The following is a 441-nucleotide window of genomic DNA, read 5'->3' as shown; positions in this document are numbered from 1 at the left end:
GAACATCGTTGAAAGCGAGAAACTGCGTGAGTTCTGCTTCGGCATTTATGAAGGCGATCTCGATGCCAATATGTGGGGAGCCATCGCCACCAAGCTTAGCTATGAGTCGGAAAAAGCGCTATTCGGTGATTTTGCCAATGGAAAGTTGCCATTTGACAAGATGTTCGGCGGTGTTGCTCTGGTCGATACCAGCGGTGAAGCTGAAACGTTTGCCACCGTCAAAGCACGTATGCAATCCGAGCTAAAAACGATTGCTGAGGAAACGGCAGCTCAAGGGGGCGGTAACATACTCCTGGTTTCACATGGCGCAGCCATTCTGGCCATGGTAGCGGATATGAGCTCTACACCCATTGTCGCGCCACTGTCTAATGCTAGCGTTACGCAGATTACTTATAAAAACGGTGAATTTACCGTGGGTGAACTGGGCGATATGAGCTATGT

The 441-nt window shown here is 49.7% G+C and carries 1 protein-coding gene; it reads left to right on the top strand.

Translation table 11 applies throughout. The features are described 5' to 3' along the window. Positions 1-441: histidine phosphatase family protein (locus tag DUK53_RS17165; protein WP_143813229.1), on the top strand; the 441-nt coding region annotated here is incomplete at both ends.

This window comes from Listeria sp. SHR_NRA_18 (assembly GCF_003856515.1).
Lineage (GTDB): Bacteria > Bacillota > Bacilli > Lactobacillales > Listeriaceae > Listeria_A > Listeria_A newyorkensis.
The sequence above is the reverse complement of the archived record's forward strand: the minus strand, read 5'-3'. Positions and strand labels throughout refer to the sequence as shown.